General features: G+C 66.0%; 16 protein-coding genes. 3 read left to right on the forward strand and 13 right to left on the reverse strand.

Features of this window, described 5'->3' with window-relative positions; genetic code table 11:
- Positions 1-5: 5 nt before the first annotated feature.
- From ASG86_RS15920 to ASG86_RS15940, 5 genes are read right to left on the reverse strand one after another with little or no spacing between them, the layout of a single operon-like run.
- A complete protein-coding gene (locus ASG86_RS15920; protein WP_082566816.1) occupies positions 6-953 on the reverse strand; it encodes an alpha/beta fold hydrolase in 948 nt (315 codons plus the stop codon).
- 24 nt (positions 954-977) lie between these two features.
- On the reverse strand, positions 978-1,844 hold the full coding sequence (locus ASG86_RS15925) for an HNH endonuclease (RefSeq protein WP_056336401.1): 867 nt from the start codon (positions 1,842-1,844) through the stop codon (positions 978-980).
- Positions 1,845-1,897: 53 nt separating this feature from the next.
- Positions 1,898-2,092, reverse strand: coding sequence for a hypothetical protein (locus tag ASG86_RS15930; protein ID WP_056336403.1), 195 nt, complete (start codon positions 2,090-2,092; stop codon positions 1,898-1,900).
- On the reverse strand, positions 2,089-2,619 hold the full coding sequence (locus ASG86_RS15935; protein WP_056336406.1) for a hypothetical protein: 531 nt from the start codon (positions 2,617-2,619) through the stop codon (positions 2,089-2,091). The genes ASG86_RS15930 and ASG86_RS15935 overlap by 4 nt, the downstream gene beginning before the upstream one ends.
- A gap of 60 nt (positions 2,620-2,679) precedes the next feature.
- The gene (locus ASG86_RS15940; protein WP_056336409.1) at positions 2,680-3,531 is read right to left on the reverse strand and encodes a universal stress protein; all 852 of its coding nucleotides are present in this window, start codon (positions 3,529-3,531) and stop codon (positions 2,680-2,682) included.
- A 120-nt stretch (positions 3,532-3,651) separates the two neighbouring features.
- On the opposite strand from ASG86_RS15940, the gene ASG86_RS15945 reads away from it, so the two are divergent.
- Positions 3,652-5,109 carry a DUF5129 domain-containing protein gene (locus tag ASG86_RS15945; protein ID WP_056336412.1) on the forward strand — a complete coding sequence of 486 codons (1,458 nt, stop codon included), beginning with the start codon at positions 3,652-3,654 and terminating at the stop codon, positions 5,107-5,109.
- A gap of 70 nt (positions 5,110-5,179) precedes the next feature.
- On the opposite strand, the gene ASG86_RS15950 is transcribed toward ASG86_RS15945, so the two are convergent.
- The 5 genes from ASG86_RS15950 to ASG86_RS15970 form a co-directional block, all read right to left on the reverse strand.
- Positions 5,180-6,346 carry an ABC transporter permease gene (locus tag ASG86_RS15950; RefSeq protein ID WP_056336415.1) on the reverse strand — a complete coding sequence of 389 codons (1,167 nt, stop codon included), beginning with the start codon at positions 6,344-6,346 and terminating at the stop codon, positions 5,180-5,182.
- A complete protein-coding gene (locus ASG86_RS15955) occupies positions 6,343-7,515 on the reverse strand; it encodes an ABC transporter permease (RefSeq protein ID WP_235565205.1) in 1,173 nt (390 codons plus the stop codon). Before ASG86_RS15955 ends, ASG86_RS15950 begins: the two co-directional genes overlap by 4 nt.
- A gap of 1 nt (position 7,516) precedes the next feature.
- A complete protein-coding gene (locus tag ASG86_RS15960) occupies positions 7,517-8,479 on the reverse strand; it encodes an ABC transporter ATP-binding protein (RefSeq protein WP_056336418.1) in 963 nt (320 codons plus the stop codon).
- Positions 8,480-8,490: 11 nt separating this feature from the next.
- On the reverse strand, positions 8,491-8,763 hold the full coding sequence (locus ASG86_RS15965; RefSeq protein ID WP_056336420.1) for a YegP family protein: 273 nt from the start codon (positions 8,761-8,763) through the stop codon (positions 8,491-8,493).
- A gap of 173 nt (positions 8,764-8,936) precedes the next feature.
- The gene (locus ASG86_RS15970) at positions 8,937-9,689 is read right to left on the reverse strand and encodes a DUF4386 family protein (RefSeq protein WP_162253500.1); all 753 of its coding nucleotides are present in this window, start codon (positions 9,687-9,689) and stop codon (positions 8,937-8,939) included.
- Between the two features lie 183 nt (positions 9,690-9,872).
- Between ASG86_RS15970 and ASG86_RS15975 the strand changes: the two genes are divergently transcribed.
- Positions 9,873-10,229, forward strand: a complete 357-nt coding sequence (locus ASG86_RS15975) for a hypothetical protein (RefSeq protein WP_056336425.1) — start codon at positions 9,873-9,875, stop codon at positions 10,227-10,229.
- A 29-nt stretch (positions 10,230-10,258) separates the two neighbouring features.
- Here the strand turns inward: ASG86_RS15975 and ASG86_RS15980 are convergent, their stop codons facing one another.
- The 3 genes from ASG86_RS15980 to ASG86_RS15990 form a co-directional block, all read right to left on the reverse strand.
- A complete protein-coding gene (locus ASG86_RS15980) occupies positions 10,259-10,729 on the reverse strand; it encodes a GyrI-like domain-containing protein (RefSeq protein ID WP_056336865.1) in 471 nt (156 codons plus the stop codon).
- Between the two features lie 64 nt (positions 10,730-10,793).
- Positions 10,794-11,156 (reverse strand): DUF5655 domain-containing protein, encoded by a 363-nt coding sequence (locus tag ASG86_RS15985; RefSeq protein ID WP_056336428.1) that lies wholly within the window; start codon positions 11,154-11,156, stop codon positions 10,794-10,796.
- A gap of 15 nt (positions 11,157-11,171) precedes the next feature.
- A complete protein-coding gene (locus ASG86_RS15990) occupies positions 11,172-11,624 on the reverse strand; it encodes a flavodoxin family protein (protein ID WP_056336868.1) in 453 nt (150 codons plus the stop codon).
- Positions 11,625-11,838: 214 nt separating this feature from the next.
- Between ASG86_RS15990 and ASG86_RS15995 the strand changes: the two genes are divergently transcribed.
- Positions 11,839-13,848 carry a heavy metal translocating P-type ATPase gene (locus ASG86_RS15995; protein WP_082566817.1) on the forward strand — a complete coding sequence of 670 codons (2,010 nt, stop codon included), beginning with the start codon at positions 11,839-11,841 and terminating at the stop codon, positions 13,846-13,848.
- Positions 13,849-13,878 lie beyond the last annotated feature (30 nt).

The following is a 13,878-nucleotide window of genomic DNA, read 5'->3' on the forward strand; positions in this document are numbered from 1 at the left end:
TTGGATTACCCCTCGTCCGCTTTGGCATAAAGGGCCAAAAGATCGCGGCTGAACTGGTGCGGCGATGTTTCGCACGGACTGTGCCCGCCCCTGTACACCCCGATGCGGGCGCGGATGGCCTGTGCGAACAGCCGGTGCAGCTGAAGCGGCCACAGGTCGTGTTCGCCCACCGCTACGAACTTGGGAATCGGCGCCTCCGCCAGCTGCTGTCGAAGATCCGGAACCTTCTGCATGAGGGTGTAAATGTCGCGCACGGCCGCGCGGCGCGTGAAGCGGAAACGGTAATTGACGAACCGCTGCCGTCCTGGCGGCACATGGACCATCCGGCCGTTGCGGATACCCCAAATAAGGAGGGCAGCGCCTGCCCGTCCATTCACCCAGGTGCTCAAGCGGCCCAGATGGTTCACGCCCCTGAAACCCTGGCCGGGCTCCGGCGGGCAGCCCAGCAGGGTGAGGGACCTGAAAAGCTCCGGGCGTTCCACATAGGCCATTTGGGCGATGATTCCGGCGAAGGAGTAAGCCACAACGTGGACGGGGGTGGCAACGATTTTCATGACCGCCAGGAAGTCATCCGCGAAAAGCCGGTAGTCGTAGTGCTTCCGGGGCGGCTCCAGGTTCTCCGGGCCTGCGCCTGCTGACTGGTACTGGCCTGCCAGGTCGTAGGACAGCGCGAAGTAACCGGCGTCAGCCAGGTCAGGCATCATGAGCGAGAAATCCTCTTTCGAACCGGTGGCCCCGGGTACCAGTAGCACACAGGGACTGTCCGGATCACCCAGCGCCAGGGCCGCCAGCCTGCCGCTGGGAACATCGATGGCGAAACGCACGGAGCCCGGCGGCGGGACAGACCAATCGACGTCCCCCAACTCCGCATCCAGGAGCGCGGCCGCATCCACCAGGGCAGAACCAAACTCCTCAGGATCAACCCCGTACTCTTTCCGGTCCGGCTCCGCCATGGTCCCAAGATAACCCGGCAAACCCTAGGCCTGGCCGCTCCCGAGGATCCGCCGCGCATCCTCCTGCGCCTGAAGGGCCGGATCGCTGACCACTTCACCTCCCAGATGGCCGGCGGCGGAGGTGATGCTCCGGAGTTCGGACACCGTGAGGGCCGGGTTGGCGCCATGGGCCACGGCGTGGCAGTTATGGCAGAGGGGAGTGAGGTCGGCGATGGGGTCAAGCTGGTATCCGCTGGCAAGCATCGCCGGCGGCACCACGTGATGCACGGCAATTGCTCCTGCGCCGGCCTCGCCGTAGGCGGACTCGAAGGTGAAGCCGCAGGCTGCGCACGACGTGCCATGGAAGGCCAGGCAGGCCCGGCGGGCGTCAGGGTCCCGCTCAAAGCGGTTCACCTGGACATGGCTGACGGCGCCCGGCGGCCAGGTTCCGGGCACCACCTCGGTGGGATCCGCCGTCGTGGGGCCGTATTGCCGCCACAAGCGTTGCAGAACGGGCCCGGACGACGGCGGCAGGGCCACCAGGGAGGGCGGATTCGCCATATCCCAGAGGCCGCCGGGGAAAGCCTCCCGAAGGGTCCCGGGACGTATCTGTTCACCCAGCGGCAGCAGTGAATCGAAGGCCACAGCAATGTACCAGTCCGCGGCACCGGCAACCTCGCCTGTTGCAGCCTGGTACGGCTCGGACGCCACCCACCCGTGGCCGATCAGTCCGCTGCCCGCATCATTGCTTCCCCGCAGCAGGAGCCACGCGTCGCTTCCAGGGAGGATGTCAGAGCGGGAGCCGATGCGCCAGCGGTCCAGGTACCTGCCGGACTGCGCCACCTGCCCGACGACGGCCTCATAGTCCCAGCGGCGCAGCCGCCCCAAGCCGCAGCCAAGGATTACTGCCACTACCCACCGAACCCGGCCATGCGTCGTCGACCCCCAAGCCCTTGCAGCGGAACCTAGATCGGTTCCTTGGCCAGGGCCTTGGTCTTGGCGGGCGTTTCCCGGCCCAGGCGTTCATCAAGCGTGACGCGCAGCCTGGCCGCAGCAACCTGGACCCGGTGTTCGGCGCGGGTGGCTTTTTTCCCGGCAGGCTTGGCAGCGCTGTTCCGGGGAGGGTGGACAAGGCGGCGTTCAGGCGATGCTGCACTCATGGTTCAACCTCCCTGGCATTGTCTTTATCCGTTGTTCCATTCTCGCCTAAGTTCCCACCGTCGTCCACGAAGGCCGTCTCCTGCCCCGGCGCTGCGCCAGCTTCCTCATCGTCCCCGTTCTCGTCACCGGACACACTCTTCCAGGCGATGTCGAACAACTCGAGTTCCTCGGTGCGGGCCAGTTCACTCCTGGCCAGGACTTCCAGCGTGGCCAGGCCCAGCGCCTTTGTCCCTTCATCGGGATCCAAAGCCCGGTCCAGCGCCCACTGGGTACGGCGCCACCACTCAGCGCGGCTGTCTGCTTCGGTCTTTTGCCGGAGGGCGTTCGCGTCCGCTTCGCGTTTTTGGTCCAGCGCCGTCTGGTCCGCAGCCGTACGCTGCTTGAGCGTCCGCCAGTTGATGTAGAAGGCAAGCAGGGCTGCGACAAGGACGGCCAGCGGTCCCAGCCCCGCGAGGATGACCCACCAGTCCGCCGGCCCGGAATGGACGACGACGTCCAAGGGGCCGGGGGAGGGGACAGGTGTCACCACACCAGCTTAGGCGCAGGTCCCGCGGCAGCCGGGCCAACACTCCTGCCGCAGCCCTGTTCAGGCACCGTGCCGGGAAACGAGGACCGGCCCGTGGGCGTGGTGCAGTACTGCGTGCGCGGTTGACCCAAGGGTCTCCCGGAGGACTCCACGGCCCTGGGAACCCACCACCACTATCCGGGCTTCCCGTGCGGCCTCGAGAATGGCGTGCGGGACAGAAACGTCCGCGGGCAACCTGCCGTCAACGGCAACATCCGGAGCCAGGGTCCGCGCGTGGGCCAGCGCGGATTCAAGGACTTGGCGGGCATCAGCCGCAACGTCCTGCCCGTCCTGCCGCAGGTAGCCGACGGGCTCGTGGCGGACGTGGACCACCGTCAGGGGCGCGTGCCATGCGGACGCAAGGCCGCAGGCGTCTTCCAGGGCTGCGGGCGAACCCGATGAATCGACGGCGGCGACGACGGGTCCGGCGGGATGGGTGTCCTCCCGGATCACAGCCACCGGGCAGGCAGCAGTAGCCGCCAGCTCCAGGCTCACGGACCCCACCAGGAGGCCCAGGAAACCGCCCAGCCCGCGGCTGCCGACTACCAGCATCCTGTCACCGGCGGAAAATTCTGCCAGCTGTTGTGCGGGCAGCCCATGGAGCAGGGTGCTGCGGATTTCAAGGCCAGTTACTTCCTCTGCCGCATGCGAGACGCCCTCCTCCAGGACGGACTGGGCAAATTGTTCCAGGCCACTGCCGGACACGCCCGGGACGGGACCCAGGTGCCTTGTCAGCAACGGCCACATTGAACAATGCACCACATGGAGCGGCAAATGGATGGCCCGGGCATGGCGCGCCGCCCACCGGACGGCACCCGCCGCCTCGTCCGAGCCGTCATAACCGGCCACAATGTGCACCGAACCGTGTGTCATGTGGCAGCGCTCCTCTCAGGCCGATCTTCGCCGGCGGGACCTTCGCCCCTTTGGCGCGCCGGGCCACTGGTTCCATGCTGAATCCAGGAATCCTTCTGATTCTAGGAAGCGGGGAGGGATATGGGCAGCATGGTTGGCCGGATAGCCGTGATCATGCTTGCCCTGGCTGCCACCCTGCTGGGGGCTGCGGCCCCAAGCGTTGCCACGGCGCCGGCAGCCGTCGTCGTGGAAGACACAGCCGGTGTCCTGGACCGGAACACGCTGGTTCCAGCGATCGAGAAGATCCAGTTCTACGAGCCCACGCGCGTTGCCGTCTTTACGTACAACGGAAAGCCTGAGGACAACCTCAATGAAGAGGTCCTGAAGTTCGCCCGTGACAGGCACCCTGAGTGGATCAGCGCGGATGGACAGAAATGGGCAGATGGGCTGTTCATTTTCGCGCTCGACCCGGTGGGACGCCACGTGGGCACCTACATGGGCGAGGACCGGAAAGTGTCGCTTGAACAGCGCAGCGACATCCAGGACGCCTCGAAGGACCTGTTCCGCGACGCGCAATGGACCGACGGCACGGTGGCCGGAATCCGGCGCGCAGCCGAGCTCATCAACCAGCCCTGGTACAGGTCTGCCGCCTTCGTGATCACGGCCTGGATCACCGGCGGCCTTGCGGTCCTGGGCGCGGCGGCGTGGCTGATTCTCCGGGCCGTGACCAGGACGTCCTGCCGTAAGCAGATCGAACGCGGTGACCGGAGCTACTCCAACGTCAGCATGGACCTGGACGTCACGGAACTGAATGCCGGCACCATCCCCGAATCATCCCGATACGGCAGCCGCGTCCTGGAAAAACACCGCACCTTCCTGAGCCGCTATGCAGCCGCTACGGAGCTCTCCAACCAGGTGCACGCGCTGGGCAAACGGGCGCTCAGCCGGCGGAAGAACCTCAAGCTCGCCCGCCAGTTTGCGGACGCCGCAGCAGAGCTGGATGCCCTGGATGACGTCATCGCCGACAGCAACGCCCTGCTCAACCGCGCCGACACCTGGCCTACCGCCTGGGACCGGCAGCTCGCCCCGTTCCGCAAGGATCTGGCCGGGCTTGAGCAACTCCTGGCCAAACGCCACGGGCAGGGGGACTCGGCCACCGCCGCGGCGCTTCGTTCCTTCCGCGACGCGAGCCTGCGGGACATCGAACGGTGGACGGCGGAACTGGCCGACGGGAGCATCAGCCCGGAAAAGGCCCTGGACCGGCTCTATGAGGCACGCTCACGGCTCTCGGAGCTGTTGGAGAACCATGCAGAAACCGTCATCCAGGGCTTCGCAAAAAATGAGCGCGAGGCCCGCCTGATGCGCGAGCAGATGGAGACGGCACACGGGGGCCTGGACCACCACAGGCAACGGACCTACGAACCCAGCATCCTGGGCACTGTCTACCCGTCGTACAACTTCTTCTCCGTGGCCACATTCAGCTCCGGCTTCAACACCGGGGTCAGCAGCGTCAACTCCGCCAGGGGCGGCGGCAGCACCACGGGGTACGGGAGCAGCGGGGGCAGTTTCTCGGGCTCCGGCAGTTCGTCCAGCTTCTAGCCGCAATTCCACCACCGGTGCAGGCACAGCGCTGGCCGCCTGCAGCCCTGCGGGTTTCGTTAGCGCCGGTTCAGAGCGCGCGTCCAAGACTGCGCCGCAACAGGAATGACCCCAGAACCAGCAAAGCCGCGGCCATCGCTGCCAGAACGCCCAACTGCGGCAGGATGTCCGTCAGCGTGCCGCCGTGCCGCTGCACTTCGGCGAAAGCGTCATAGGCCCAACGGTGCGGCGTCAGGAGGGATACCTGTTGAAGCGCTCCGGAAAAGAACTCCGGAGGCACCATGGACCCGCCCAGGCCGGCCAGCACCAAACCGAGTCCTACCCCCACCCCGGAGGCTGCCGCGTCATTGTCCAGGACGGAGCCGATGACCATTGCCGCCGCAGCGGAAACCGCGCAGAACACAGCGAGGATGACGCCGGCGAGCACGGGGTTTCCCCACTCCACGCCGAACAACAGCGCTGTCCCGGCCATGATGTAGACCCCCTGCACGGCCGCGATTCCGAACCGTCCCAGTGCCTGGCCGCCAACTGCCTGCCAGCTGGCTACGGGCGCGGCCATGACCCGGGCAATGACGCCCAGGCGCCTGGCTTTGATGAGGGTGGCAGCCCCTGTAAGCGAGCTCAGGAAGACGAACAGCAGGAGCTGCTGGACGGCGCCGAGATCGAACTTGCCCAGGCCCCGGAATTCCTGCGTGACATCATTCGTATCCACCAGTTCCATGGTGGGCCGTTTCACCGATTCGCTTGCCTGCTCCAGTACGGCGTCCGCTTCCGCGGCACCGATGCCCGCTCCTTCCAGAAGCTTGCGCTGCCGCTGTTCTGTGCTGACCGCCTGGACAGAACCGCGCACTTCCTGCAGGACTGCCTGCGCCGAGGACTGTGATGCCGCCACAGCCTCGATCCGGGCCGGACGCCCAGCGGAGAAATCGGCAGCGTCAGCATCCGCCAGGAAGATCCCGACGTCGATCCTTCCGCGGCTCAACTGGTCCCGTACCGTTGCCTCGCCTGCCGTTGCCACCTCCAGGCCGTCTGCCTGCAGCTGCTGGACCAGGGCCTTCGCCAGCCCGCTGCCGCCGTCACCGGCCAGTCCCACCCGTGCCTGGCCGCTGTTGGCCCCGAACTGCGAGCCGAGCAACAGGATCAGCAGCAGCGGGAAGATGAACACGAAAAAGATGTTCGACCGGTCCCGCAGGAAGCGGCGGACTTCCACCAGCGCAATTCCCGCCAGGCTTTTCATCCGCGGGAACCCCGGTCCGGTACCAGGCGTGAGGCGAGTGCTGCCACGGCGGCGAAACCCAGCATTATTACCAGGGGGACGGCGACGTCAGCCACGCCGCCGCCACCGGCGGATATCCCCAGGCCCCGGATGAACGCGGCCACGGGATTCAGATCCATGAGGCCGGCCAGGAAACCCGAGGTTTGGATGGGAAAAAAGGCCCCGCCGGCGATGCCGAGGACCATGCCCAGGATGGACTGTGCAATGTTGGCCTGCTCCGCGGTTCGGACAAGCCGCGCCACAATGAAGGTAAGACTGGTGGCTGCTGCAGCGACGGCAAGGACGAGGAGCGCCACAACGGCAGGCGAACCGAAGGAGACCCCGAACAGCAGGCTGCCGACGCCCAGCAGCACCGCTGTTGCGGCCACGCCCAGGATGAATCCCACCAGCGCTTTCGCCGTGACGATGCTGCCGCGCGTCACCGGGGCAGATTGCAGCCTGGCAAGTGTTCCCCCTTCGCGCTCGGCCAGCAGTCCCAAAACTCCGAAACCGACAGTGAACAGCAGGAAAAGCCCGGCCTGGCCGGCTACCAGACTGCCCTTCAGCGAGAGCTGCCCTGATGCTGCCTGCCCTTCAGAAAGGCTGAGGGCAGGGGTGCCGGAAGCGGTTTGACGGGCAAGGTCGCCGAGCACCTGGTGGGGGAGCCCGGCACGCTCGCCTGCCGTCGCCGTGACGGTTCCGGCCGAAAACTGCTCCAGGAGGCCGTCAACGACCGAAACCAGTACGTTCGTCTCCATGCGGGCAGCATCGCCTTGCACCAGCTGCACGGCAACTGGACGGCCGGCCGTTACCGCCGTCGTAAAATCCGCCGGCAGCACGATGCCCAGATCCGCGCCGGAATCCTTCGTCTCCCGGCTGACGTCACCGGCAGGAACTGTCCTGATGGTCACCTCCATGACGGGAAGCGTGTCGAGGGTTTCCAGCAAGGCGGAGCCCAGCTGTCCGCCGTCGCCGGAATTTGCGACGACGACAGCCGGCTTCAGCTCCACGCTGTCAGTTCCGAAGCTGCCGAAGGAAAGATTCAGCACCCCCATCAGGGCCAACGGGACGATGAGGGAAAAGATGAACACCGACTTGTCCCGGATCCGCAGCCGCAGGTCGTTGGCAACCATGGTCCAGAGGCCGCGCATGTCAGTCCCGGAGCGCTTTGCCGGTCAGGTGCAGGAACACTGATTCGAGGTCGGGGCGCACAATTTCGACGGCGGTCAGGGCCATTCCCGCTGAACCGGCCCTTTCCACGATGGGGGCAAGCAGGCCGGGTCCGTTGTGGACGGTCAGGATGATGCCGGATGACCCGGCATCCACTTTCTGCACACCGGGGAGCAGGCGGAGTGCTGCGGACGCAGAAGCAACATCACCGCTGCCCCGCAGGTCTATGCGGTCCACCCCTCCGGTCAGCTCCACCAACTCGTTCCTGGTGCCCTCTGCCTGGATCCGGCCCACATCGATGATCGCGATCCGGTTGCAAAGGCGTTCGGCTTCTTCCATGTAGTGGGTGGTGTAGAGAACGGCCATTCCTTCGGTGGCGAGGACCTCAACGGATTCGAGGATGGAATTGCGTGATTGGGGGTCCACGCCGACAGTGGGTTCATCCAGGATCAGAAGGGTGGGACGGTGAAGGAGGCCGATGCCGATGTTCAGCCGGCGTTTCATCCCGCCGGAGAATTTCTTGGTTTGCTCACCCGCCCGGTCCGCCAGACCGATGAGCTCCAGGACCTCCGCGGTGCGCAACTTCAGCTCCTGCCCGCCCATGCCCTGCAGCTTGCCGAAGAACCGAAGGTTCTCTTTCGCCGTGAGATCGGGGTAGATCGCCAGCTCCTGAGGGACCAGGCCGAAGTGCCGCCTGGCGCGGATACTCGAGGGTGCCATCACTTCACCCGCGATGCGGATAGATCCGGCATCGGCTGGAATCAGGCCTGCAACCATGGAGATGATCGTGGTTTTGCCGGCACCATTCGGACCCAGCAGCCCGTAAGTCTCCCCGGAACGGATCTGGAAGGAGACGTCCTCCACGACGGTGCGGTTGCCGTATTTCTTTACGAGCCCTTCGGCGCCAAGGACCTCCGCCCTCTGGATCTGCAGGCCCGTTGTCACGGCGCCCGGGCCTAAGCGGCGCCGAGGGAGTTCAGCCTGCGAACCCCTCGCCGGGCGGGGTGGCGGTGGTGGGGACCAGGGACAATGGCCCGGCTGGGCGACGGCGAAACCACGTCCCTGATGAGCCCGGTTCCGGCGCATTCCCGCACCTCTTCGATGGCTGCGGCCGCCGCCCGTTTGTCAGTGAATTGTCCGGAGACCGCCAGTACGTGCCCATCCGGCATCACCAGCCGGAACCGGATCTGTGAATCTTCATCGACAAACAGTTCGAACCTACCTGCCATAAGCCTTGCTCTCCTCTAGCTCCCGCCCCCGTTGATGAGGGTGCATGCCGGCCGACACCGGCCCCGCAAAACCGGATGCACAACCCCAGCGTGGTGAATCCGGCCTGGACCACCATCTCAAATGACGAGCGGGCTTTTTAGGGACCAAAGACCTTGAACGCCGGCACCGGGCTTCAGGTTGGCACGCGGGACAGCCGGATGAGTGCCGTTCCTGTGGCGATGAACCACACCCACAGCAGGATGCCGTAGCCCCAATAAAACTCGGGTGCAGCGTGCCGGAGGACCTCGCTGACCACACCCAAAGCTCCCGTGCCCGCACCGAGCCAGCCCAGGTACCGCGGGAAGATTGCGGCGCTTCCGTTGAGCATCGCCAATCCCATCAGGAGGATTCCGAGGGCAGAGAGGGCGCCGACGATGGCAGGAGTGTTGTTCTCCGCAATGATGGCCTCAGCGGCGGTGGCGTAGGCCCTGCGTTCTTCGTCCGACCCGGCCGCCGTGAATCGGTCGCTGAGGTACACCAGGTTTAGTGAACCCCGGCTGCTGACCGGTACGGCAAGCAGGAGTGCCCAGGGCAGGGCACCGAAAACAAGCGCAATCAGGGGAAGGCTCTTCTGATCGGGCGAGAGAGCGACGAAAAGTGCTGCAAAAACAAGGACCGGGAGGATGTTCGGCAGGATCCACAGGACCTGCTCGGCCACGTAGACCTGCTTGTTGGCGGCGATGAACTCCAGGGTGGCGGCTCCGCCGTGCACGGGCGGGGGAGCCATGAAGTCGAGTACCAGTGCAGCTATCAGCAGGAGCACAAACAGGATCGACGACGCACCGGCGGCCAGATACAGGAGCTGCCAGCCGTGCCGGTCCCCGGTGTCTGCCGCAGTACCGCCGGCCTGCGGACGATGCCGGGCGCCCGGATGCCGGCCGGTCACGGGGAGTGCCTTGTCATGGCTGGACTCTGCCATCCGCCTGCCGGGTGGGGTAGTGCCTTTGGACCCGGTGAGAAGCACAGCCCACCCTCCAGCGCACCCGGTGACCAAGGGCCCTGTTCCATCGAGCCGATCCTTGGAAGACTGCGGGACCTAACCCATGATCACGTTTCCCTGGAGGACGCCATGACCGCAGATGCCCCGCAGCCAGCCCACCCCGGGCGTGAAGAGCGGCTCCGCGTAGAGCTGGAGGACGCCGCGTCCCGGAAGTGGTGGGCGCGCATCCTGTACACGCTCGGCTCACAGTACGGACGCACGCAGCTGCGCTTCGTGGGCAGGACGGAGGAGGGCCGCCGCCTTTACACCAGCGATACGTTTCCCGGACCACCGCTGAACAAGACACCACCGCAAGAGGCCTGGGCTCCCGGCCTGGAAGCAAGCCTGGGCCAGCTCCGCCAGGAAATTGCACGCGATGGATGGTCTGAAACCAGCCACGGCACCCAGCCGTGGGATCTCACCTTCAGCCGTCGCAACGGCTCATAGCCCTCCGGCTCCTCAGGCTTGGGCCAACCTCAGGCGACCGGCCAGACCACCCTGGTCTGCCATGTCGCCGGATCGGGTTGTGCTTCCGGATCCGTCAGGTAGTACTCCCACATGGTCTCCGAGGGTGCGGCGCCGTCATTCTTTATGTGCTCAAGAATGGCATCGTAGGTAGTGCCCAGGGTGTCATAAGGGCCGGTGTGGATGGCTTCGACTGCGTCGGTATCGGGAAGCATTCCGCTGGCCACTTCCGTGGTTCCCTGGAAATTTCCGGCCACGGGAAATCCTGCTTCAACATCCACCGTCTGGTCCGGCATTCCGTGGTACAGCGCGAACGGCGGGCCTGCCGGGCTGGCGTCCTGCAGTTGGACCGCTGCCATGACTGTGCCAAAGGCGCGGCCAAAGAAGCTTGTCAGTTCGTTCATGGGGACGCGTTCGCGGACCACAGCGACTGGTTGCGCGGTGAGGTGGATCCTCCGCGGCTGCCGGCCCTGTTCATTCATGGGATCAGCTTTGCCCTCAACGCAGCGGTGTGACAGGGCCATAGGACTCTAGGGCAAGGAGTGGTCAGCCCGCGGCCTCATACGCTTCCTGCATCCAACGGCGGACCTCGGCATCGAGTTGGGAGCTGTCTGTGAGCTCGAGGTGATGCATCCAGGTTCCGGCCGCGGGATGGACGGTTTGCTTGAACCGCGGCGACTCCAGGTTCCGGGGCAGCGCGAGGGACAGGACCAGCGGAACCGCTGATTTCACGTACACCCCCGGCCGCCAAAGGTAAGCGTAGCCGCGGCGCCGGCGAAAGGAGATTTGGCTTTTGCTGACCCGCACGTCGTGCGGACCCAGTTCCGCGGCCACCTGCTCCACCGCCCGGTAAAGCCTTAGGGCCGACGGTGCGCCGTCGAAGAACCGCTCCACCGTCCACTGCTGCAAGGTTGACGGCCCTGCCTATTCATTGCCGCTGCCAAGCGAGGCCGCAAGACCGGCGGCCCACGCTGCTGCCCGCTCTGCCTCGCCGTCGATGAGGGGGCCTTCACTGCCTTTGACGTAAAAAGCCATGGGCTCGCCAATGATGCCGGCACCTGCGGCCGCGAGCGCCTCGGCTATTTTCCTGGCGGCATCGCCATGGATGAACATTTTCACCCTGGTATCAAAGGCGGCGGCCTTCACCCCGGTCAGCCCGCGGCGACCGAGCTCTGCCAGCGCCTCAGTGATCCGGGCGGTGGGCTTCCAGCCGTTGATGGGACTGCCGACGACGAGCAGGTCCCCGGGGTGCAGGGCGCCTGGGTCGAAGCCGCCCACCGGAACCGCGGCCGCGCCGCGCCCCAGACCGGATGCCACCGACTCCGCAATGGTCCTGGTGTTCCCATACGCGGTGTCGTAGAGGACAACTGCTTTCATGTGGAACTCCCGGTCTGTGTTCGGCGGCATGCTGCCCTCAACCATGCTCCTGGTCCGGCTGCCGCGGCAGGGTCAAAAGTCACGGCAGGTCCAAAGGTCCGTGGATCGACTTTGCCGGGAGGGGTTGGGGCCAAATGCCCTAGCCCGGCTGCCGGAGCCCGGGTAGGTTCGGTTTTATGTGCGATCACCGCCAAATACTTCCCGGGGTGCCTTGATGAGGAACCAGGCCGCCCTGCCCGCGGCAACCAGGGGGAGTCCCGGCAGCCTCGACGACGGGGCATCCCCCACGTCGCCGGCACGAAAGGCATGGGGTTTTCTCAGGCGTTATCCCGTCGTCGCACTGACCTGCCTTGTCCTCGTCGCCACGCTGGTGCTGCTCCAGGCCGGCGCGGACCTGCAGGTCCGCGTCCTCGCTTCCGCGTACGCCGCGGTCATCGTGGTGGCGCGTGCGCCTGGCATGGTCCGGTCCCTGCGGGAGGGACGCTGGGGGATCGACCTCCTGGCGCTGACGGCGATTGCCAGCACGGTGGCCGTGGGTGAATATCTCGCCGCACTGGTGGTAATCCTGATGCTGACCGGGGGCGAGGCGCTTGAGAACTTTGCCCAGGGACGCGCGGCACGCGAACTGCGGTCGCTGCTGGACAGGGCGCCCCGGTTCGCGCACCGGGAAGGGACTGGCGCGATACTCGGAGACATCCCTATTGGGGAGGTAGCACCTGGGGACATCCTGGTGGTCCGCCCGTCCGAGCTGGTTCCTGTGGACGGCGAACTGCTGTCCGGCTCTGCCACCCTGGATGAGTCATCGCTGACGGGTGAGAGCCTGCCGGTTGAGCGCAGCAAGGGGGAACAATTGCTCAGCGGTGCGGTCAACGGTGAGGCCGCCATCCGCATGCGGGCCGCGGCCGCCGCAGCCGATTCCCAGTACAGCCGCATCATCGCCCTGGTGGAGGAGGCATCCAACAGCCGGGCTCCCGTTGTCCGGCTCGCTGACCGTTACGCAGTTCCCTTCACCCTCCTGGCCCTGGCCATGGCCGGGGCCGCCTGGTTCTTCTCGGGTGAGCCGCTCCGCTTTGCCCAGGTCCTGGTGGTAGCCACGCCCTGCCCGCTCCTGATCGCTGCCCCCGTGGCATTCCTGGCCGGCACCAGCCAGGCAGCCCACAAGGGGATCATCATCAAGAACACCGGGACGCTTGAGCAGCTTGCGAAGGCCCGGACCGCCGTCTTTGACAAGACCGGAACGCTCACGTCCGGGCGGCCCGTCCTGGATGGCATCCAAGTGGCGCCAGGCCCGGGTGAGGCCTTGGGCAGCCAGCGAATCCTGCAGTTGGCTGCCTCGGCGGAGCAGTACTCCTCGCATGTGCTGGCGGCCTCCGTGATCGAAGCGGCAGACTCGGCCGGCCTGGGACTCCTCCCGGTACAGCAGGCGACGGAAAGCGCCACGCAAGGGGTGGAAGCTGTCTGCGACGGCCAGCAGGTGGTGGTGGGAAAAGCCGGCCTGGTCCGCAGTTCGTCCACCGGGTTCCGGGAAGCAGCAGTCCGGAGCGGCCAACTGGCGGTTTATGTGGCGGTGAACGGCGAGTACGCCGGGGCGCTGATCATGAAGGATCCACTGCGCCGCAATGCCGTGGATACCCTTGACCTGCTGCGCGGCCTCGGCGTGCGGAACACCATGCTGCTCACCGGGGATGCCCGCGCTACGGCGGCACATATCGCCGAGGAAGCGGGGATCGGGCACGTCCAGGCTGACTGCCTTCCCGAGGACAAGGTCAATACAGTTGCCGGGATCCGGGAACGGCCGGTACTGATGGTGGGGGACGGCGTGAATGACGCCCCCGTCCTGGCCGCGGCGGATGTGGGAATCGCCATGGGCGCCAAGGGGGCCACCGCGGCCAGCGAATCCGCGGACGTGGTGGTCATGCTTGACGACCTTTCCAAAGTGGCCCAGGCCGTGGCCATTGGAAAGCGGACCGTGGCGGTTGCGCTGGTGAGTATCTGGACCGGGATAGGACTCAGCGTGGTGTTGATGGCCATCGCCATGACCGGATACATTCCCGCCGTCGCTGGAGCCCTCCTGCAGGAACTGGTGGACCTGGCCACCATATTGAACGGCCTGAGGGCGCTGCGCGGTGCTGAGCCCAAGAGCGGTGCTGACCTGAAAAGCCGTACTGATCTGAACAGCGGTGCCGCCCTGCAGAGCCGTCCCGATCCGAAACATACGGGCTAAGCCGGCGGCCGGCATGACTTTTGGCCCTTC

Source organism: Arthrobacter sp. Soil764 (assembly GCF_001428075.1).
GTDB lineage: Bacteria > Actinomycetota > Actinomycetes > Actinomycetales > Micrococcaceae > Arthrobacter.